We start from the raw sequence: 20,942 nt of genomic DNA on the forward strand, positions 1-20,942 counted from the left end.
ATATCAGGGCTCGAGGCCTAGCAATGCGGCCACCATTACGATGGAGTCAATCAATGCAAACCCTTATCAGTTTAGTGCTAACTGCTTTTCTTTTTGTTATCTCGGCGCCGATGGCATCTGCCCATCAGCACGCTCATGGTGAGCAAGCCCAGCAACATTATGATTGCCCTATGCATCCCGAAGTCATTGGTGAGAAAGGTGATACTTGCCCAAAATGCGGTATGAACCTCACGCCAGTTAAAGGTACCGCTGAACATAAGAAATACCCACATGGTAAACATCACTCAAACGCACAAGGGCACCATGGTCATCATGATGCAGGCAAGTGTGATAACTGTCCGAAACATCAAGGTGAGGCTAAAGCGTCTGCAAAATACGACTGTCCTATGCATCCTGAAGTTGTTGGCGAGAAAGGTGACACCTGCCCAAAATGCGGTATGCACCTCACGCCAGTTAAAGAGGCAGCTTTGAGTGCAAAATACGACTGTCCAATGCATTCTGAAGTTGTTGGTGAGAAAGGTGATACCTGCCCAAAATGCGGTATGAACCTCACGCCTGTTAACACGGCTCACGGCGCAGCAACGCATAAACATCACTAATTACTGAGTGGGATTGAGGCATTATGAGTTATTTCAATATGAGTGATAAGCGTAAACCATTGGCGTATTTTGTCAGTGCATTACTGATGGTGACGCCGCAATTGAGTGCGGCCCAAGTACAGTCAAGTGGCAGTGATGGTGCAACACAAACCCAGCATCAACATCTTGGTGAGCAAAAAACCTATGTGTGTCCCATGCATCCAGAAGAGACCAGCCACGAAGCCGGCAGTCGTTGCCCGCAGTGCAATATGTTTCTGGTGGAGCAAGAACATGAGTCGGCACTAACAGATAAGGTCGTCAGCGCCGACCAAAAAACCTATGTGTGCCCCATGCATCCAGAAGAGACCAGCCATGAGGCCGGCAGTCGTTGCCCGCAGTGCAATATGTTTCTGGTTGAAGAAGAGGAAGAGGAGACGGTCGATAGCGAGCATACGGCACATCAAGTCGCCAGCGGCGAGAGCGCCGATCCCTTAGCGCGAGCCAAACCAGCCCCCTTAACCGGTGAGCCTTCGATCAAGTATGTATGCCCTATGCACGCGCATATCATCAGTGATGTGCCGAGTACGTGTCCTATCTGCGGCATGAACCTTGAAAAAGTCGAAGTGGGCGGTGCCCAGTCTGAAATCGAGATCCAGGTATCCGGTGGTATGCAGCAAGCCTTAGCGTTAAAAGTGGCGCCAGCCACAAGAGACACTATGTGGAAGTTTGTCAGAACCGTCGGTCAGATAGGCTATGATGAGAGCGAAATTAGCCATATTCATGCGCGAGTCAACGGCTGGATAGAAAAGCTCGCGATTAAATCTGTCGGCGATAAGGTCACTAAAGGGCAGTTGCTGTATGAGATCTATTCGCCCGACTTAATTAACGCCCAAGATGATTACCTGTTGGCGCTGGGCAGTTTACGCAGCTCGGGCAACAGTAAAAACTATCAAGATTTAGTGCGCCGCGCCGGATTAAGGCTTGAGCTGTTAGGCATGACTCGCGGCCAAATTGAGCGTTTAGCCAAGACGGAGCAGACCCAATATCGGGTGCCATTTTATGCGCAAACCGATGGCATAGTTAAACAGCTGTCGGTCAGAGACGGCATGTATATTCAGCCCACCACCGAGGTGATGTCATTAGCTAACTTATCTAAGGTGTGGGTGATTGCCGATGTGTTTGAAAATGAGCAGAACTGGATTGCGTTAGGACAACATGCCGAAGTGTCTGTGCCTGCGATGGGACTACAAGATATCGAGGGCGTGATCGATTATATCTACCCCGAACTTGATCCCGTGACCCGCAGTTTACGGGTCAGAGTCGTACTCAATAGTGGCGATGTGGCGCTGCGCCCCAATACGCTGGCCAATATCGCCATTTTTGGCGGCCCTAATCGTAATGCCTTAGTGATCCCACAAGAAGCTTTAATCCAAACTGGGCATGAAAACCGGGTGATAGTTAAGCAGAGCGACAACAGTTTTGTGGCCCGTCAGGTCACTGTGGGCATGATGTCTCAAGGTAAAGCGGAGATCCTCAGCGGCTTAAGCGAAGGGGAAAACGTGGTGATCTCGGGGCAGTTCTTGCTGGATTCAGAAGCTAGCCTAAAAGGCAGTTTAATGCGCCTTAGCAGCGGCCATCAGCACTAGGGGACATTATGTTAACCAAAATTATTCAATTGGCCATCCAGCAAAGGCTGATGGTGCTGATCATCACTATTATGATTGGCGTGTGGGGTGTACAAGAGCTCAGAAGTACTCCGTTAGATGCCTTACCGGATCTGTCGGATGTGCAGGTGATTATTAAAACTCCTTTTGCAGGGCAAGCCCCACAACTGGTAGAGGAGCAGGTCACTTACCCTTTATCGACCGCTATGCTCGCGGTGCCAGGCGCGAAAACCGTGCGCGGTTATTCGTTTTTCGGCGACTCTTATGTGTATGTCATCTTCGAAGATGGCACCGACATCTACTGGGCTCGTTCGCGGGTACTGGAATATTTAAGCCAAGTAAGTAGTCGCTTACCGCCTGGGGTTCAGCCATCATTGGGGCCTGATGCCTCGGGTGTGGGCTGGATTTTTGAATATGCCTTAGTGGATCGCTCCGGCAGTTTAGATCTGTCACAATTAAAAAGTCTGCAAGATTGGTACTTAAAATTAGAGCTGCAGAGTGTGGCGGGAGTGTCAGAAGTCGCCACCGTTGGCGGCATGGAGCAAACCTATCAAATCGTGGTCGAGCCAGACAAGCTGGCCATCTATCGTTTAGATATCGCCACCATTAAAAACGCCATCGCGAAATCGAACACCGAAGCCGGCGGCTCGGTGATTGAGATGGCCGAAGCTGAATATATGGTGCGGGCTAAAGGATACCGACAAACCTTAGATGATTTTCGTGAAATCCCACTGGGGATCACCAGCCCGTCGGGAACGCCTCTGTTACTTAAAGATGTGGCGACGGTGCGCAAAGGCCCTGCGTCGCGTCGTGGTATTGCCGAGCTTGACGGTGAAGGTGAGGTGGTCGGCGGCATTATCGTGATGCGTTACGGTGAAAATGCCTTAGCCACCATTGAGGCGGTCAAAGCCAAGTTAGAGCAGCTCAAGGCTGGTTTGCCCCAAGGGGTAGAAATTGTACCTACCTATGACAGATCGCATTTGATCGAGAGTTCGGTCGACAACTTGTTCAGCAAGGTGATTGAGGAGATGGTAGTTGTCGGCGTGGTCTGTTTGCTATTTTTGCTGCATGCGCGCTCGACATTGGTGGCGGTGATCACCTTGCCGCTGTCTATTCTCATCGCCTTTATCGTGATGAATAAGATGGGAGTAAACGCTAACATCATGAGTCTGGGCGGCATCGCCATCGCCATTGGCGCCGTGGTCGATGGGGCCATTGTGATGATAGAGAACATGCACAAGCATCTGGAGCATTTTAGGCAGGAGCATCAGCGCGGCCCAGATAATAAAGAGCATTGGCACATCGTGGCGCAGGCCTCGGTCGAGGTGGGACCGGCGCTCTTTTTCTCACTGCTTATCATTACCTTAAGTTTTGTGCCGGTTTTTGCCTTAGAGGCGCAAGAGGGGCGGCTGTTCAGCCCGCTGGCTTACACTAAGACCTTTGCGATGGCGGCCGCGGCCGTATTGTCGATAACCTTAGTCCCCGTACTCATGGGCTTTTTTATTCGCGGCAACATTCCTAAAGAGAGCAGTAACCCCATTAGCCGCATATTAATTGCCCTGTATAAGCCGTCGCTGACGCTGGTGCTACGTTTCCCTAAAGTCACCTTGTTAGTGGCACTCGTGGCACTGGGTAGTGCTTGGTATCCGGTGACGCAAATGGGCAGCGAGTTTATGCCTGAACTGGAAGAGGGCGATCTGCTGTATATGCCCACCGCCTTACCGGGGATCAGTGCCAGTAAAGCGGCCGAAGTTCTGCAACAGACCGACAGGTTAATTAAAACCGTGCCTGAGGTTAAGCGAGTGTTTGGTAAGGTGGGGCGCGCCGAAACCGCGACCGATCCGGCGCCGCTCACCATGTTAGAGACCACTATCATGCTTAAACCCAGAGCCGAGTGGCGCGAGGGTATTGCGTTAAGCGACATCATAGATCAGCTGCAAAAGACCGTTAAAGTGCCCGGTTTAACCAACGCCTGGGTGCAGCCGATTAAGACCCGTATCGATATGTTATCGACGGGGATAAAAACCCCGGTAGGGATTAAGATCACTGGCGCCGATGTCAATGAGTTGCAGCAAGTGGGCGCCGATATCGAGGCGATCCTCAGTCAGTTGCCACATACCAAATCGGCTTATGCCGAGCGAGTTGGCGGCGGACGTTATATCGATATCGCCCCTAAGTTAGATGTGGCTTCCCGTTATGGTATGTCGCTGAGTGATATCCAAGATGTGGTGCGCTATGCCATCGGGGGGATGAAAATTGGTGAGTCGGTGCAGGGCGCCGAGCGTTACCCTATCAACCTGCGTTATCCCCGAGAGCTGCGTGACAATATCGACAAGCTAAGAGAGCTTCCGGTGATCACTAAGTCAGGGCATTACCTGCCGCTACGCAACTTGGCCGATATCAGCATTAGCGATGGCGCGCCTATGTTAAAGAGTGAAAACGGTCGCCTGATCTCGTGGGTGTTTGTCGATATTGAGGGCACTTCAATTGGCGAGTACATCACTCAGGCGCAAACGGTGCTCGATGAGCAGTTGGTGGTGCCGCCGCGTTACAGTTATAGCTTTGCCGGGCAGTATGAATATATGCAACGGGTGGACGCTAAACTGAAACAGGTGATCCCCATGGCGCTGGCGGTGATCTTTATTCTGCTGATGATGACTTTTGGCTCAACCATGCAGGCCTCTATCATCATGCTCAGTCTGCCATTTGCTTTGGTGGGCAGCACTTGGTTGCTCTACCTGCTCGACTTTAATATGTCGGTAGCGGTGGCCGTTGGGATGATCGCGTTAGCGGGCGTAGCCGCCGAGTTTGGGGTGGTGATGTTGGTGTATCTCAATAATGCCATTAAGCACCGTAAAGAGACCGGCAGCTATGTGGCCATTGGCGATCTTAAAGCGGCGCTTATCGAGGGGGCTGTGATGCGTATTCGACCCAAGGCGATGACGGTCGCGACCATCTTCTTTGGCCTGTTGCCTATCATGTGGGGCTCGGGAGCGGGTAATGATGTGATGCAGAAGATTGCAGCGCCTATGGTGGGCGGCATGATAACCGCGCCGTTGCTGTCGCTGTTTGTGTTACCTGCACTGTATTTGCTGATTTACGGTCGCACGTTGAGCAAGGATGAGGTGAATACCTAGTTGCTTATCTTGTAAATGACAACAGTAAACAAACAAAGGCGCTCTAAGAGCGCCTTTTTTATTGGGTTGCAGTGAGGTGAATTACGAACCGTAGACTGGCAACAATTCAGCCATGGCAAGCAGGTGACAGGCCGCGGTCAATACGCCATAACCAATGACGATGGCGATCACTGCTGTGCCGCCAGGTACTTTAAAGCTTTGGCTATGGGGAAACATCTGCCGCGCCCGATACGCCATCAAGGCAGGCACAATGGCCGCCCAAATGGTGGCGGCGATGGCCGCAAAGCCAATGGCAATTAAGAAGCCATTGGGAAACAGCAGCCCAAGTAAGGTTGGCGGTACAAAGGTGACCGTCGCGGTTTTTAAACGGCCAGCGCGAGTTTCCTCAAAACCGAATAGATCCGCAAGGTAGTCAAACAGCCCTAAGGTTACCCCTAAAAACGACGAGGCTACCGCCAAGTTAGCAAACAGGGTTAGCATGGTATTAAGCCAACGGCTACTCATCACATCAGATAGCGCCGCTACCAGCACGCCGATATTCCCCCCTTGGGCGATAATATCGATAAACTCGATACGTGAGATATTGCCCATGGTGGCCATGAGCCAGCAGACATAAATGACAAACGCGATTAAGGTGCCCAAAGTGATGGCTTTCACTATGGTATTGGCGTCCTTGCCATAGTACTTCACTAAGCTTGGCACATTGCCGTGATAACCAAAACTGACTAAACCAAACGGGATCGCCGCTAACATATAGGGTAAATAACGGTTTTCACCATTGGGATTAAACAACTTAACGGGCTCAATTTCGATCAGCAAATTACCTATGGCCAAAAAGAAGGTGATTATCATCCCCCCCAGCATGATGGTGGTAATGCGATCGACCGCCTTAGTGCTGATAAACACCACTATGGCTAAGCCAACGGCGAAGATAAGCCCGGCTAAGCTTTGAGGCAATTCAATCCCTAAGCCCGTTAAGCTATGGTTGACGATGGACCCGCCGCCACTGATGTAAGCATAGGCTAGGATGTACAACACAAAGGCGATGGACAGACCGTTTACGATGCGCCAAAAGTTGCCTAAGGTGTCGCGGGTTAAGGTGTCAAAACTGGCGCCAGGTTCGAAGTGTAAATTGGTTTCGAGCAGTAACAGCCCAGAGACCAACATACAAAACCACACGCCTAACATCATCACTAGCGAGTAACTAAACCACATACCCGCACCGACGACAGGCAGAGAGAACATCCCGGCACCGACGGCGGTACCTGCGATAATCATTGCGCCACCCAATAATGATTTGCCAGAGGCTTTATGCTTGGCGGCATTCATATGGTTGGCCATTACGCGTGGTGCTCCGCAGCGACACTGTCGACAATCGTTTGTTTTACCGAGGTATGCAGCAGGTGGTTCGCTCGTGAGCGAATACGCTGCACATCGGCTTGCTTAGCATCGCCGGCCAGATAACCTAACTCTTTTAACTTAACGCTCAGGGTGCCGTAGAGTTTTTTATCATAAAACTCAGGTGCTGTGATGCCATGCAATGCGCCAAGGCGCTGAGCTAACTGATGGCTATCGCTCTCGAGTTCTGAGCGTTCAATGTTAGGTGCTGCGGCCAAAATATTGAAGATAATGGCGTAGCGCTGCATAGTTTCACTGATAGTGCCCGCCAAATGCAGTAGCTGGTTAAGATGCTCTGGATTGACGTTAAAGCTAGTTGCCTCGCTGATAAGCCCTTGCTCAAGTAGCAGATCCAACAACTGAGAGACATACTCAGGTATATCGTCTATTCCCATAAACAGTTCGGCTTGTAGCAGTGGATAAAAGTCTTCGACGGTATCGATAATCGTTTGACGAGTGCAGTTATCGTGCTGGGTTAGGCAACTGGCGATTAACGACGGGATAATCATTAAGTGAATGATATTATTGCGATAATATGTCATAGACACCGCCTGACTTTCATCGATAGAGATGATGTCACCCAGTGGGTCACGGTCGAGTGTAAACTTTTTCAGCTCAAGCCCCTGTTCTATCAATTTGGCGCCGTCGCCTTCAACGACCGAGGCAAATTCAGTGTAAGGTAGCTTTTTGAGTATGGTCAGATACAGATCTAGCTGTTTTTCCAGCTGTGAACGTTCTAACGCATGTTGCTCTGAGGCCAGTAACACTAAACTGGTTAAGGTCACCGAGCTGACTGCGGCGGCATCGTTAATGCGCGTCATCACCCGATTAGCCAAAGTGTTGACCACAGGGGTGAGCCAAGTGGGTTTTTGCTCGCGGTCTTGGGCCAGCTCTTCACGCCAGTTTGGCACTTGCTCGTTAAGGAAGTTGTGTAGCGTGATTGGCTGACCGAAGTTAACGTAACCTTGACCGAAATTGCCTAATTTACGGATGGCACCAAACACCTGCCATAGCGACTCTTTTTTCTTTTTCTTACCGCTGAGCTCTTTGTGGTAAGTGGCCACTTCCATCACATGATCATAGCCAAGATACACAGGCACTAAGGTCACTGGGCGCTCGACTCCGCGCAGTACACTGTTAAGTGTCATGGCGATCATGCCGGTTTTCGGTGCTAATAAGCGTCCTGTGCGTGAACGCCCACCTTCGGTGAAATACTCAACCGAATAGCCTTTGGCAAACAGTTGATCTAAATATTCACGAAAGACGGCGGTGTAAAGTTTGTTGCCGCGGAAGCTGCGGCGAATAAAGAAGGCGCCGCCACGGCGGAACATGGGCCCAGCGGGCCAGAAGTTAAGGTTAATTCCGGCGGCAATATGCGGTGGCACCATACCTTGGTAATAGAGGATATAAGAGAGTAACAGGTAGTCCATATGGCTACGGTGACAAGGGACATAGACAATTTCATGACCGTCATGGTGCAACTGACGAACCTGCTCTGCGCCTTTGATATTGATGCCTTTATACAACTTATTCCATAACCAAGTGAGGAAGCGCTCGGCAATACGCACTAGGCTGTCGGAGTAGTCCGCCGCGATCTCATCTAGGTATTCGAGTGCGGTTTCGCGGGCTTGGGCTTCGGAGATTTTTTTGCTCTGAGCTTCTTCTTGAATCGCTTTTTTCATCGATTCAGACTTAAGCAGCGAGTGAAATAAGTTTTGGCGATTCGGTAATACAGGCCCGGTCATGACCTTGCGTTGACGACGAAAATGCACCCGTGCCACTCGCGCCAGTTTTTGCGCGATACGTTTATCTGTGCCGTGTTCGTCGGCCATGTATCGCAGCGACATCGCATTAGAAAACTGTACGAAGTTATGTCGGCCTAAGAATAAAATCATCAGGCACTTACGCAGCCATGTCGGGTTTTCTCGCTCGAACACTGCCGCCTTCATGGTGTCATCTTCTTTGCCGGGAGTTCGCCCCCAGTATAGGCTGACGGGCACTAGCTGAATGTCGAGTTCTGGGTGTTGTTTGTGTGCACTGAGTAGACGAGTGAAGCTGTCAAGGTAATATTCGTTACTCTCGCGTTCACCAAACAAGGGTTTCGCCCCTTCGAGACAGACGACGCGCGACATTTTTTCGCCGCACACATTGAGTGCTTCATAGGGGCTAGGTAAGCCGAGTTTAGCGGTTATCTCGCTCAAGGCAGCGATATCACTGATGGATTTCGTCTTCATTACGTAGACCAGAGGTCTATCTGAATCCAGATTTAGGTCATCAAAAGGGTGCTGGGGAACCACTATAGTATGGACCAGTTTCTTTTGTATCCAACGTAATGATTTAAACCAGAAAGAGTCTTGTTTGGACATGATTATGTATGTGTTCAAGTCATTTTTAATAATGCAGAGAATACCAGAAAATGACAGCGACACCCTAATTTGTCTCCTTTAGGCGGGCCAAAAGGGGTTGAGATAGAGGCGCTTTTATAAAAAAACAGCGCCTACTATATTAGGCGCTGTTGTGGTTGGTCTCATCAGTAATCGCTGCGCCATTGAAATACTATGGTCAGCGTAACCTTGTGTTGCAATGCACTATCATCAAAGCGCTATGGCTGAAGCGTTGCAGTTTAAAGAGCTGCCACTCAAGACAAGTAGCTTATAAGACAATCATTTAACAGCAATAACTAAAGCGCTGGCACAAAATCATCCATTAAAATCACTCCAAGTGGAGTGCCACCATTTGCGGCATCTACCGCCGCCACGCTGTAGAGGTTACCCGCCGCGAGCGTAACATTGAGTGGTCCAATCGCCGCCGTTTTACTGCCAGTGCCTGTTACTGTGACCACATAATCGCCAGCAGGCACGGACAAACTGCCCGATGTGGCTTTAAATGGCACATTGCTAAGTGCTGGTGTGGCAGCGGTAATATCACTGCTTGGAGTGAGGTAGATATCCACATTACCCGCCGAATAAGAGGCGTGAATAATATTGAGTTTGGCCTCAGTTGCGACTCGGCGACGATCTTCCATCACCACTAATGGTGCAATATCACTATCGCTTAACGAGCCTACCGCCAATACGCTATAGCTGGCGCCTTGCGCTAGCGTCACAGGCGCGGCATCAATGACCACTAGGCTGTTGTCTGCATCGGCTGCCACGGTAATGGTATGGTCGCCATCAGGCACATTAAGGTAGTCGGTCAATTCGCTAAAGCTAAGCATATCAACCGCAGGGGTGGCCGCGCCGTTGAGGAAGATATCGACCGCAGGGGCATCAGCTACTGCATGAATGGCTCGCACATCACTGCCTGTCATGGTGTCTTGTAGCACCAGCTGTGCATCATCTAAGGCGACCAGAAGTGCTACAGGTGAATCACCGGTGGCAGCATTAGGGATGGCGCTTATCAGGTAATCATTGCCAGCTTGCAATGGGACAGTGCCAGAATCAAACACCGGCGTTTTTTGCCCAGATGCGGTAATGCGGATCTGATAATCGCTGGCTAAGATCTCAAGCTGATCGCTGACATCGAGGAAGTTAGCCGACAAGGTGGGCGCCTGAGATGTGATATCGACTCCCGGTGCGGTGACATAAATATCCACTAAACCGACATCAGATGCGCCGTGCAATACTTGTACACGGGCGTAATCGGTAGCGATGTCACTGACCGCATTGGCGATGAGTTTGAGTTGCAGCGTGTCGTCTGTCACCTTGCCAACGGCGACGGCGGTGTATTGCATCTCTGCCATGGCATCCAGCTCAGCGGTTAATACCTCAAGCACTGAGCCATCGGCTAATTGGGCATCGACGCCAATGGCATAGGTATCAACTGGAACGGTCGTAAAACCGCTGGACACGGCATAATCGACGTCAGTGAGTAACGCGGCGCCGTTGGCATTGACGTTCACCTTTGGGGCATCGACGCCAGCATGGATCACACGTACCTGTGTTTCAAGCATGGGCTCGGGTAACTTGATAATATCGTCATCATCGTCATTACACGCGCTCAAACCAAACATCACGCTTGTACTGAGTAGTATCGCAGGGTATATCCGTTTCATGCATCCTTCCTCTATAACAGTTGATTAACATCAGCTATCTACGGCGAGATAAGAGCACAAGATCACAAAAAAAGGGGGATAAAAAACGATTCACCACCTTGCTTGTTAATTAATCAAATAAAATCAATGCGATATCATTTAGCCTTTGCTTATTCCTAATTCGTACCGGTCTGTAGGGAGGAGTGGTTGGTTTTACAATTCGATTTTATCGATTGTTTTGTCGCATTTTATGCGCTTTAGTTTCGATTAATCGATAATTATAATGGCTCATCTTTAGTCGGTATTGGAGTGTGTTATGGCGAGTGTATTGGTTTTAAAATCGAGTATTTTGGGTGAGTATTCTCAATCGGCTAAGTTAGTTGATGAGTTGCTACAAGAGTGGCAAGTAGAGGGGGCTAAGGTGACGGTGCGAGATTTAGCTGAGCAGACATTACCCGTGCTTGACGGTGAAATTGCACTAGCATTAAGAGGGGCTGAGAATCTATCGGATAAGCAGCAACAAGCTGTCGCAGTCTCTGATGAGCTGATTGCCGAGCTTAAGGCTCACGATACCCTGATCATCGCAGCCCCCATGTACAACTTTAGCATTCCGACGCAGCTAAAAAACTGGATCGATCTGATCGCGCGTGCCGGTGTGACCTTCACTTATACCGATACTGGTCCACAAGGCTTGATCCAAGGTAAACGGGCCGTTGTTGTCACCACTCGTGGCGGTGTGCATAAAGCCGGCGAGACAGATCATGTGGTACCTTACCTTAAGACGGTATTAGGCTTTATTGGTATTGAAAATGTCGATACCGTTTATGCCGAAGCGCTCAATATGGGCCCAGAAGCTGCCGAGCAAGGGATGCAACAGGCGCAGCAAGAGATTAAGCTACTGGTCGCTTAATCCGCTCAAAGCTTACATTCCTTAAGCCTTGGCCGAATATTTACATGGCGTAACCTAGGTTACGCCATGTTTCATTATGCCACTGCCAATCACGGCTTTACTGTGTCAGTCTAGTCGCGCCAGCGTTTAAAGATCAGTGAAGTATTGATCCCGCCGAAGGCAAAGTTATTGCTCATCACATACTCTGTTTCTAGCTGGCGAACGCCATCTTTAATATAATCGAGTTTGCCGCAGGCCGGATCCACATGCTGCAAGTTTAGCGTCGGCGCAAACCACCCCGCATTCATCATCTCAATCGTTAACCAAGCCTCTAGCGAGCCGCACGCCCCGAGTGTATGACCAGTGTAGCTTTTGAGCGACGAGATAGGCATCTGCTGACCGAATACAGCCTCAGTCGCTTGAGTTTCGGCAATATCACCGCGGTCGGTGGCCGTGCCGTGAGCGTTAACATAGCCTATGGCTTGGGGTGCGAGCTGGGCATCTTTTAATGCCAAGCGTATCGCCACTTCCATGGTGTCGGCATTGGGCTGGGTCACGTGTAACCCATCGGCATTGGTGCCAAAGCCCACCAGTTCGGCGTAAATTTTCGCGCCGCGCGCCTTGGCGTGTTCAAGCTCTTCTAGCACTAAGGTACAGGCACCTTCACCGATAACCAGCCCGTCGCGATCGCTATCAAAAGGGCGCGGCGTCATGCTGGGCTGATCATTTTGAGTGCTGGTGGCAAACAGGGTGTCGAACACCACAGCTTCGGTTGGGCAAAGCTCTTCGGCGCCGCCGGCTAGCATCAGATCTTGCAGACCAAATTTGATCGCTTCATAAGCATAACCTATGCCTTGGCTGCCCGACGTACAGGCACTGCTGGTGGTGTGCACTCGGCCTTTTAAACCAAAAAACACCCCCACATTGACCGCGGTAGTATGGGCCATCATGCGTATATAGCTGGTGGCGGTGACGCCAGACATATCGCCAGTTTTCAACATGTCACCAAAGGCGATGAGCGGATCGGTACTGCCCGTCGATGAGCCGTAGGCGATGCCCATGGCGCCAGAACTGACCACTGGATCGTCAAACAGATTGGCATCAATTAAGGCTTTTTCGCTAGCCCATGTGGCCATGACAGAGACACGACCCATGGCGCGGATCTTTTTACGCGAATAGTGCGCAGGTTTATCGAAGTCGTTGATGGGGGCGGCGAGGCGCGTATTTAAACCGTCATATTTGTCCCACTCATCCATGCGCTGCACACAATTTTGTTGTGCCTGTAACCGCTTGGCAATGGTTGGCCAGTCGTGGCCCAATGCACTTACACCACCGACTCCGGTGATCACTACACGTCTTGTCGAACTTGTCATTAAATCATGCCACCATTAACTGAAATAACCTGACGGGTGATATAGGCGGCGTCTTCTGACATTAAGAAGTTCGCCAGCCCAGCGATTTCTGCCGGGGTGCCCATGCGGCGCATCGGCACCAGCTGTTTAACCATATCGCTTGGAATATCGGTTACCATGTCGGTTTCGATAAGGCCCGGCGCGATACAGTTAACGGTAATTTTACGTTTTGCCAGCTCTAAACTGAGCGCCTTGGTTGCACCAATAATCCCCGCTTTAGAGGCGCTGTAATTGACCTGACCGCGATTTCCGGCAATGCCAGACACTGACGCCATGGTGATAATGCGCCCACCTTGGCGGGTTTGGATCATCGGCATGGTGCAGGGATGGATCACATTATAGAAACCGTCGAGATTGGTGTGCACCACGCTGTCCCATTCTTGCTCGCTCATGGCGGGAAAGGCGGTGTCGCAATTAATGCCGGCATTTAACACCACGCCATAATAGGCGCCATGCTGCGCGATATCGGCCTCAATGGCCGCCTTGACGCCAGCACGATCGGCCACATCAAATTGCAGGCAACTGACCTGTGCGCCTAAGGCTTGTAACTGCGCTTGGGTGGCGTTAGCGGCATCTTGATTGCGGTGAAAATGCAGCGCAATATCAAACCCATTGGCCGCCAGTTTGAGGGCGATGGCTTTACCTATTCCGCGGCTAGAGCCTGTGACTAATACGCGTTTATTCATGAGTTATCTTCCCTATTGTCTTGGCTGCTTTGAGCTATATAGGCTTGGGTGTCTTGCGGCTGAAATACATTGATGTTGGCCGTCGCCACAAGGGTAGCTTGGTGCAGAATTTGGCAGTCAAACACCGCCAACCCGCTCTCTTCTTGATATAGGCGACTGACCCTGATCTGGTAACGCTGCCCCAATTGGTACGCCTTAATGTGCAGCTGGAGTTTACGGGTGCCCAGCAGAAATCCTACGCGGATAGGCTGCTGCTTGGCGGTGGCTTCAATTCCCGCAAGCGCGGCGATGCTTTGCGCCATATATTCTATTCCCACATAGTTGGGCACAGATTGGGCCTTGTCATCAAAATAGGGGCTGCTAGGTTGAATAAATACCTCGCTCAGCAAGGTGTCTGGCTGATGTTCAAGCAGCCGATCGATCAAGATCATAGGCGCGCGATGGGGCAGATAATCGGCCACATCGAGCAGCGCTAATGGGGAGTTTGGGTTGTGGGTATTGCTCTGGTTCATTGGGTTACATCTCGGGGCGGCAAAAAATAACGCTGGCGTTACTGCCACCAAAGGCAAAAGAGTTACTCATGACATAGCGTAGCGCGCACGCTTGGGCATTATCACTGTGAGCGGGCACAAAGCGCAGTGGCGGATTGTTATCGTCCCACTGCTGATCGCCCAACTGCGGCGGTAAGCGCCCACTTGGATTACGGGCTGATAAGAGTAAATAACAGAAGGCCGCCTCGATGGCACCCGCTGCGCCAAGGGCGTGGCCTGTTAAGGGTTTAGTGGAGCTCACCCAAGGTAAGTCATCGGCAAACACTTGGGCTATCGCGCGGCTTTCCATGGCATCATTTTTGATGGTTGCGGTGCCGTGCAGGTTAATATAGTCGATCTGTTTGGCGCTAATATTGGCCTGCTTAAGCGCCATTTCGATAGCGGCGATGGCGCCAAGCCCCTCAGGATGAGGCGCCGACATATGATGGGCGTCGCTCGACTCTCCCACACCAGCAAGCATCACGTCCGCGCGGCCTCTGATTAAGGTAAATAGTGCCGCACCTTCGCCAATATTGATGCCGTCGCGGTTGGCGCTAAAGGGTTGGCAGTGACCTTTGGAGATAGATTCTAACGAATTGAAGCCATTTAACGTTAGCTTACACAGGCTATCGGCGCCGCCCACAATCACCATATCGCACAGGTTTGCCGCCAATAAGCGTTTAGCACTGGCAAACACCTTGGCGCTGGATGAGCAGGCCGTCGACACAGTATAACAGGGGCCTTTAAGGTTGAAATAGTGCTGTAAAAAGTCGCTGCTATTACCCAATTCCTGTTTGGAGTAGAGGTAATCATCGGGCAGCACGCCGTGCTCGGCGCGATAAGCCAGTGCCTTTTCGCCTTTGGCGATCCCCGAGGTGCTAGTGCCTAAGATAATGCCGATACGATCGGCACCATACTGAGCTTTCGCCTGCGTCACTTGCTGCTCAATCTGCATGGCGGCCACCAAGAGTAATTGATTGTTACGGCAATCGAAGCGCAGCAGCGGGTCAGGGATGGCCAGCAAGGGAGAGGTGACCGCCCCGACCAATATGCGCTGCTCGGGGATCAGATCATCACGCCACAGCATCCCTTGGGTATCACCATCTAGCAGGCGTTGTAACACCTGCTCTTGCGTGTGCCCCAGTGGGGTACAAAGACCTAAATGGGTGATTGCTATCTCTGTCATCATGTTGGTTCTTATGGTTTGTGAGAGTGACATTAGGTTACTCAACCGGCCTTATGTGCAGTGTCAGTTCTGCTGGGACAACCGCCAGATCCACCTGAGCTTGCCAAGGTTGTGGCTGACTATAGCGAATATCAATAATGTTGGCCTCGTTGTCGTTAGCATAAAGCCTGCGGCACAGCGGCGCATCACATTTAACTGTAGTCATTGTAGCGCCATGTAAATGGCGATTAACAGTCTCTGTCGGCCAATAAATAAGTTGCAGCAATCCCAGCAGGTATTCGGCTTTAAATTGCTCGCCGAGTATCCGACTTTGCAGGCTGTCGAGTCGCTGACCATCGAAGGTCAAGGTAAATAGCGCCTGCCCCAGTGGCGCGAGGCCGACCAGAGTGAGTTGCTGCGAGCTGAGTTCGAGTTGGCTCAATAATTGGTGCCGATTGCCTGCGATGCTTAAGTCAACCTGCAGGCTTTGGCTACGGAGCGGCTCATTGAGCAGCGGCGCTAAACAGTAGCTGACCTCACTGGCTAGCGGCATACAGGTTTGCCGCTGCAGATGTTGGCTACATCCGCTAAGGGCAAGGGCGATAAACACGCTTAGCGCAAAACCTAAGTGCTTAACTGCGGTCATTGGCACAGCTCGACAATCATATTGAGTCGCCGCTCAGACTCTGTCACAAAGGGGTTGTTTTCATCCCAAGCGTAGCCAGCCAAGATCGCGCTAATCATCTGTTTGATTTTGGGGTTGGGTGACTCATAAAAAATCACGTCTTGAAAACGGCCGTCATACCAAGCCTGCACATAGGTGCGAAAGGTGTCGACGCCGCGCATGAGTGGCGTGGCGTACTCGGCTTGCCAATCAACGCTTTCCCCCTCTAGCTGCCTGACGATGCAACGCGTTGCCATCGACGCCGATTGCATGGCGATGGTGACCCCAGATGAAAACACCGGGTCGAGAAACTCCCCCGCGTTGCCTAATAGGGCAAACTTGTCGGTTGCCAGCGTGCTGACGTTGGCCGAATAGCCCGCTAGGCGACCACATTCTCTGACAATCTTGGCCTTAGCCAGTAGCTGTTTTAGGTACGGCTCTTGGTTTACTAAGCGCATCAATATGTTGCTAGTATCAGTCTCTAAGTCGCCCAATAGGTGAGGCTCTGCCACCACGCCCAGTGAGCAGCGGCCATTACTAAAGGGGATCAGCCAGTACCAGATATCTCGATTATCAGGATGCACGCTGATTAAGATTTTATTGCGGTCGAATGGGCGATCGCCCAGCTCAACCTTATCGATATTGTCTTCGATATGGGTAAAAATGGCGGTGCGGCTAGGTAAGCTTGACGGGCGCTCTAACTGTAAGAGGCGCGCTAACACTCGGCCGTAGCCGCTGGCATCGAGCAGGTACTCGGCGCTTATTTTATAGGAGTGCTGGGCGCTATCGACAATGGTGAGCGTCGGCGTCGCCGACAAGTCAACGGCGGCGACGGTGTCGCCATAGCGGATCTCAACCCCTTGCTTAGCGGCTGTATCGGCCAATAATTTATCGAAATGGCCGCGCTCGACTTGATAAGTGGTGCCGGGGCCAGGGGTGAATTTGTTGGTAAAATCAAACATGGTCGAGCGGCCTTGCCAATTAAAGGCGGCGCCATTTTTAAATTGGTAACCCGCCTGATTAACCGCTTCTAGCATGTTGGCTTCTTCTAACATCTGCATACAACAAGGCAGTAGACTTTCGCCAATAGAAAAGCGCGGAAAATGTTGTTTTTCAATCACCAAGACTCGCTTACCTTGCTGATGTAGTAGGCTAGCTGCCACGCTTCCTGATGGGCCTGCACCTATGATCACAACATCATAATGGCCTGTTTGTGGTGCGTTAGCATGGGTTGAGTCGGTCACTTGTCTGTCCTTGTAAAAGTGTAAATAAGGGGCGCAAGCACAAAGGTGAATGCGATGCCCAATAAGAGTGTTAAGCCGAAATAGTGTATTGCTGGCGTGTGGCTAAATGCCAATAAGCCAAAAGCCATTAAGGTGGAGCAGGCCGACATAAACACCGCCATCATCACCCCTTTACCCTGTTGGGTTTCGGCGAAAAATAGGCTGTAGTCGACCCCGATCCCGAATACCAAAATCAGCGCCAAGGCATGAAATAAGGTCAGTGGAGAGCCTAGCAGCCCAAGCGTTGCTAGGGTCAATAACGCCGCCAATGCAGGCACCGCGGTGACCCATAACGCCAGCTTGATGCCAAATCGCCGTGAGAAAATCAACGAGGCCAGCACCAGCGCCAGTGCCAACAAGGTTAAGGTGAGGCCGCGATATTTGGCCATCACACTGGAGATATCGGCGACTTTATCCACCAGTTCTACCTGAGTGAACGGCGCAATACTCGCCTGCAGCGCCGCCAGATCAGTAATGCCGCCGAGTAATACTATGGCGCCATATTGCGGCGTAGGATCGGTACCGCTTGGGCTTAACCAGAGCGGGGCGAGCGATATGCCAGCGGGTGACGCCAAAAAGGCGTCGGGCTCAATCAGTAAACTGGCACTGTCTAGGTATTGTTGGCGCAGGCTTGGGGCTAGGCCTAGGTCGAGCCCTAGTCTGCCTAGAACCGCTTCGATGTCTTGATAAATGAGGCCTTGTAGTTGATACGCCTGTTGCTGTTTTTGATGGCTAGGGAGATAGCTGGCCAAATTAATCGCATTGCCAATCACGCCTCGCTGCTGCAGCTGCTTGAGCGGCTCAGCAAGTTGCTCGAGTTGTTGTAATAACGGCTGCTCGCCTTGGGCCCTGACCAAGATAAATTGATTATCGGTGCCGCCACTGAGCAACTGACGCAGGCGCTGCTCCTGCTGCACGACCTCAAGCGGGCTCTGTTGTAGGTTACGAATATCATCATCTGTGGTCAGTTGCAGCAGCCCCCACAGACAGAGTAGCGCCATAATTAGCGCCAGTGGCGCTGCCCCTTTAGTGCGCAGGCGGCGGTGCAGCAAGGTTAATCGTGTTAAGTAACGCTGAGCCAATGCCAAGGTGCTCGGCCTTGGTTTAAGTGGGCTATTGGCTAATTTGGGATAGGCCAGCAGTAATGTCAGGTAGGCACCGATTAATCCAGCCGCGCAGAAGATGGCAACCTGTTGCATGCCCGGAAACGGTGTTAAACCAATGCCAAGGTACGCTAGCACTGTGGTCACTATGGCCAAAGATGCCGCCGGAAACACCGCATTGACCGCAGGCGTTGCCGCCTGTTGTTGGCTGAGGCGCTCACAATAAAAATGAAAGCTGTAGTCGATGGCGATCCCAATCAGGCTGGTGCCAAACACTAAGGTGAGTAGGTGTAGCTCGCCAAACACACTCAAGGTGGTCACGCAGGCAAACAGCAAGCTGGTGGCGATCGTTAGGCTGGCTATCACTAATGGGAAAATCGAGCGAAACGCCAACCACACGAGTGTAATTACCCCGATAAGTGAGGCGGCTCCTAAGGTTGAGATCTCCTGTTTGGCTTGGATTGTCGCGGCGCTGGCATGCAACAGTGCCCCCGCTTTCAGCACCTCGATGTCGCCAGTCATGCTTAACTGGTTAAGTGAGGCGTCTAAGGCGGCGATCTGTTGTTGCTGGGCGTTAGGATTAAAAACGCTGCCTAGGCCTTTAGCCATCACTATGGCCCCGTAGCGAGTGTTCCCTGACGCCTCTTGTTGGGTACTAAGCAAGATCCCTTGCGCGCTTTGCAGTTGTTGGCTTGGCGCTAAGGCTTGTAGATTAGCGGGGTACAGCAGCAGTGGATCTTGGCTCAGCAGCGCACTATTGGCATAACCAAAGGCATTGTAGAGCTGGGCGAGTGCTTGCTGCTCTAATCTGTCCAGCTGACCTTGGCTAAGTAAGTTACGCTGCTGCTCGGTGAGTAGCTTAAACCTATGGGCAAAGTAAAAGTGATTAAACGCGTTGGCGCTATCTATATTAGCGCTGCTGATGTCGGTAAAACTGTCAGGATGTTGCGCCAGTGCCTGCATGAGCCGCTTTGCGGCATCGATAGCATGAGCCTGGGTGTCGGCAACTAACCCGATATAGATACGGTCGCTGAGTTGCTGCTCAACCCGGTCGATGGCCGCTTGTGTGAGCGCATCTTGCTGTAATGTAGGCAGCATGGCCAATATATCGCTTTGCAGCTTAGCGCCTTGTTGCAGCTGCACTGCGCCTAAGGCAAGCATTGTCCCCAGTAGCAGCAACCACATACACAGCTTACTGTTAGCCGATAGGCGGTCGAGTTGACGTGCGAGAAGGGCGATCATCGGTGCGCGTCAGGCCTGTTGTCGGCATCATTGTCGGTGGCAAATAGCGCCCGTTGTTGGGGCGATAATGGCTGCTCACTTATCTGCTCAAATTCAATGAGGCTACGATCGCCATTACTATTAAGTAAGGTGAGCGAATTTAACTGGGTTTGCCCCTGCATCACCATTTTGGGCAGCGCTTGCGCTAGCATGGGATCTTTTGGGATCAAACCGAGTTGCCAGCCACTGGCGTCTTGGATAAGGTGCAGGCTAAATTGCTGGCTGAGCGGCTCTATGTCGCCACGCAGCAAGGCACTCATCAATAACGGTATGGTGCGGGCTAATGCTTGCGCTTGAGGGTTGTCATCGGCTCGATTGACCTGACGCCGACCGTCACTGTCGATCTGCACCAAGGTGTCTTGGCTCAGCACTAAGGTGCTGGCAAATGGGCGCAGCTGCACCCAAGCTAAACCTAAGTCACTTTGAAATACAAATTCGCCATGGCTGACAAGCGGGCGTTGCAATACGGTTAAGTGGCGATATTGAGTAAATTGCCCTTGAGCCGTGTCGCCGCTGCTGAGCTGCTCGGCCAGTTGCTGCAGGGCGAGCTTATCTGCGGGCGTAGCAAACAAGCTGGTAAAGGTGCTATCGGCAGCAGGACTCGCCTGCTCGGCATAGCTTGACGTGCTGAGGATTAAGCTCAGCAATAGGGCGCAAAGGTAGCGGCTTAAGGTGGCCATGGCTAGTCTCCGCTGCTGTCGAGCAGATGTGCAATCTTGTCGCGAAAACACTCTGGGGTCACAAAGCACAGCTGCTGGTCACGCATGTCGACCGCCGCCTGAATGGTATAGCCTTTGGTCAAGCGCTTGTTGCTGGCGAGGTCGCGGACTTCATAGGTGATTTTAAGGCGGTTTTCCCACTCGACCAGTGACGCGGTGAGCTTCACCTTTTGATCGAAGGTGCTGGGCTGCACGTATTTGATCTGCAGATCCACAATGGGCCAACCATAGCCTGATTCTTGCATCTTGCGATAGCCATAATCAATGTTATCCAGCAGCTGACAGCGGATCACCTCAAAATAGCGCAGGTAGTTACCGTGCCAAGTGATCCCCATGGAGTCGACATCATGGAAGGGGATCAGCATTTCCATTTCGGTTGTCAATATGGCTTTCATCGGCA

The 20,942-nt window shown here is 51.5% G+C and carries 16 protein-coding genes; 4 read left to right on the forward strand and 12 right to left on the reverse strand.

Translation table 11 applies throughout. The features are described 5' to 3' along the window. The first annotated feature begins 53 nt into the window (after positions 1 to 53). The 3 genes from DVO77_RS12275 to DVO77_RS12285 are packed head-to-tail and all read left to right on the forward strand — an operon-like array spanning position 54 to position 5,379. Positions 54 to 599 carry a heavy metal-binding domain-containing protein gene (locus DVO77_RS12275; RefSeq protein ID WP_110457622.1) on the forward strand — a complete coding sequence of 182 codons (546 nt, stop codon included), beginning with the start codon at positions 54 to 56 and terminating at the stop codon, positions 597 to 599. Positions 600 to 622: 23 nt separating this feature from the next. Next, positions 623 to 2,224 carry an efflux RND transporter periplasmic adaptor subunit gene (locus DVO77_RS12280; protein ID WP_119978536.1) on the forward strand — a complete coding sequence of 534 codons (1,602 nt, stop codon included), beginning with the start codon at positions 623 to 625 and terminating at the stop codon, positions 2,222 to 2,224. Between the two features lie 8 nt (positions 2,225 to 2,232). Beyond that, positions 2,233 to 5,379: an efflux RND transporter permease subunit gene (locus DVO77_RS12285; protein WP_119978537.1), complete on the forward strand. Its 3,147-nt coding sequence runs from the start codon at positions 2,233 to 2,235 to the stop codon at positions 5,377 to 5,379. Positions 5,380 to 5,460: 81 nt separating this feature from the next. On the opposite strand, the gene mtr is transcribed toward DVO77_RS12285, so the two are convergent. The 3 genes from mtr to DVO77_RS12300 all read right to left on the reverse strand — a co-directional run bounded on the left by mtr (position 5,461) and on the right by DVO77_RS12300 (position 10,831). After that, on the reverse strand, positions 5,461 to 6,720 hold the full coding sequence (gene mtr / locus DVO77_RS12290; RefSeq protein WP_110457619.1) for a tryptophan permease: 1,260 nt from the start codon (positions 6,718 to 6,720) through the stop codon (positions 5,461 to 5,463). Further along, positions 6,720 to 9,143, reverse strand: coding sequence for a glycerol-3-phosphate 1-O-acyltransferase PlsB (gene plsB, locus DVO77_RS12295; RefSeq protein WP_119978622.1), 2,424 nt, complete (start codon positions 9,141 to 9,143; stop codon positions 6,720 to 6,722). The genes mtr and plsB overlap by 1 nt, the downstream gene beginning before the upstream one ends. A gap of 314 nt (positions 9,144 to 9,457) precedes the next feature. Continuing rightward, the gene (locus DVO77_RS12300; protein ID WP_119978538.1) at positions 9,458 to 10,831 is read right to left on the reverse strand and encodes a DUF4397 domain-containing protein; all 1,374 of its coding nucleotides are present in this window, start codon (positions 10,829 to 10,831) and stop codon (positions 9,458 to 9,460) included. A 295-nt stretch (positions 10,832 to 11,126) separates the two neighbouring features. Here DVO77_RS12300 and DVO77_RS12305 point away from each other — a divergent pair, with 295 nt between their 5' ends. Further along, positions 11,127 to 11,720, forward strand: coding sequence for an FMN-dependent NADH-azoreductase (locus tag DVO77_RS12305; RefSeq protein WP_119978539.1), 594 nt, complete (start codon positions 11,127 to 11,129; stop codon positions 11,718 to 11,720). A gap of 110 nt (positions 11,721 to 11,830) precedes the next feature. Here DVO77_RS12305 and DVO77_RS12310 read toward each other — a convergent pair whose 3' ends face one another. From DVO77_RS12310 to DVO77_RS12350, 9 genes are read right to left on the reverse strand one after another with little or no spacing between them, the layout of a single operon-like run. Then, a complete protein-coding gene (locus DVO77_RS12310) occupies positions 11,831 to 13,072 on the reverse strand; it encodes a beta-ketoacyl-ACP synthase (RefSeq protein WP_119978540.1) in 1,242 nt (413 codons plus the stop codon). After that, the gene (locus DVO77_RS12315; RefSeq protein WP_110457615.1) at positions 13,072 to 13,797 is read right to left on the reverse strand and encodes a 3-ketoacyl-ACP reductase FabG2; all 726 of its coding nucleotides are present in this window, start codon (positions 13,795 to 13,797) and stop codon (positions 13,072 to 13,074) included. Before DVO77_RS12315 ends, DVO77_RS12310 begins: the two co-directional genes overlap by 1 nt. Further along, a complete protein-coding gene (locus DVO77_RS12320) occupies positions 13,794 to 14,309 on the reverse strand; it encodes a hotdog family protein (RefSeq protein WP_119978541.1) in 516 nt (171 codons plus the stop codon). The genes DVO77_RS12315 and DVO77_RS12320 overlap by 4 nt, the downstream gene beginning before the upstream one ends. 4 nt (positions 14,310 to 14,313) lie before the next feature. Further along, positions 14,314 to 15,516: a beta-ketoacyl-[acyl-carrier-protein] synthase family protein gene (locus DVO77_RS12325; protein ID WP_119978542.1), complete on the reverse strand. Its 1,203-nt coding sequence runs from the start codon at positions 15,514 to 15,516 to the stop codon at positions 14,314 to 14,316. A 34-nt stretch (positions 15,517 to 15,550) separates the two neighbouring features. Beyond that, positions 15,551 to 16,138 carry a DUF3261 domain-containing protein gene (locus tag DVO77_RS12330; protein ID WP_110457612.1) on the reverse strand — a complete coding sequence of 196 codons (588 nt, stop codon included), beginning with the start codon at positions 16,136 to 16,138 and terminating at the stop codon, positions 15,551 to 15,553. Continuing rightward, a complete protein-coding gene (locus DVO77_RS12335; RefSeq protein ID WP_119978543.1) occupies positions 16,135 to 17,400 on the reverse strand; it encodes an NAD(P)/FAD-dependent oxidoreductase in 1,266 nt (421 codons plus the stop codon). Before DVO77_RS12335 ends, DVO77_RS12330 begins: the two co-directional genes overlap by 4 nt. Further along, a complete protein-coding gene (locus DVO77_RS12340) occupies positions 17,397 to 19,784 on the reverse strand; it encodes an MMPL family transporter (RefSeq protein WP_119978544.1) in 2,388 nt (795 codons plus the stop codon). The genes DVO77_RS12335 and DVO77_RS12340 overlap by 4 nt, the downstream gene beginning before the upstream one ends. Beyond that, positions 19,781 to 20,503: an outer membrane lipoprotein carrier protein LolA gene (locus DVO77_RS12345; protein WP_119978545.1), complete on the reverse strand. Its 723-nt coding sequence runs from the start codon at positions 20,501 to 20,503 to the stop codon at positions 19,781 to 19,783. Before DVO77_RS12345 ends, DVO77_RS12340 begins: the two co-directional genes overlap by 4 nt. Positions 20,504 to 20,505: 2 nt before the next feature. Next, on the reverse strand, positions 20,506 to 20,937 hold the full coding sequence (locus tag DVO77_RS12350) for an acyl-CoA thioesterase (protein WP_119978546.1): 432 nt from the start codon (positions 20,935 to 20,937) through the stop codon (positions 20,506 to 20,508). Between the last annotated feature and the right edge of the window lie 5 nt (positions 20,938 to 20,942).

It is taken from the genome of Shewanella algidipiscicola (genome assembly GCF_003605125.1).
GTDB classification, from domain to species: domain Bacteria; phylum Pseudomonadota; class Gammaproteobacteria; order Enterobacterales; family Shewanellaceae; genus Shewanella; species Shewanella algidipiscicola.